This is a genomic window from Dellaglioa sp. CoH-57-MRSF-20 (genome assembly GCF_056781955.1).
In genome coordinates, this window is the sequence record NZ_JBXAXV010000089.1 from 1 (window position 1) to 511 (window position 511).

The 511-nt window shown below is 54.8% G+C and carries 2 protein-coding genes; both read right to left on the minus strand.

The window, feature by feature from the left end:
- Positions 1–195, minus strand: a 195-nt coding sequence (locus AC1RPN_RS08260) for a hypothetical protein (RefSeq protein ID WP_481763726.1), incomplete at its 3' end; no start/stop codon positions are given.
- Positions 192–511 (minus strand): hypothetical protein (locus AC1RPN_RS08265; protein WP_481763727.1); only part of this gene is annotated, 320 nt, incomplete at its 5' end. The genes AC1RPN_RS08260 and AC1RPN_RS08265, both read right to left, overlap by 4 nt.

Sequence of the window (511 nt, forward strand, 5' to 3'; positions counted from 1 at the left end):
CAGCTCAATGTGCTGGTAATGATCAGCACCTGCCCCAGCCATCAACCCCGTCAGCAGGCGCAGCGACCGACGATACCCTTCATCAGGGCAGTGTTGGATGGCTGCGACCAGCGCGGCCACTGCATCTCGGTAGGCCCCTGCCTCCAACACCAGTGAAAGCGCCACTGGCAGCTTTTCCAGCTCATCTTTCGTCATTTCACACGCTCCACGAACTCAATATCGGTGATCTTGAATCGCGCGAAGTTGAAGAGGGAGCTGCGCGTGTCATCCTTGATCCACACTTGAACTGTGTGTTCCGTCACGTCACAAAGTTCAACCTGCTCCAGCCAGCTCGTGCCCGGAAACTTCACGAACCATTGCTGTCTCTTTTCGAGAATATTTTTCTTGGGTTCCGGAGGTGGCGGCAGGCCGTGTCGTGGATCGAGCGGGTGAGGGCGGTTGGTTCCGTATTCGATTGTCAATTCTTTTCTCCTTCGTCTAGAATTCGGTCGATTGTCGCAATGTAGACCAA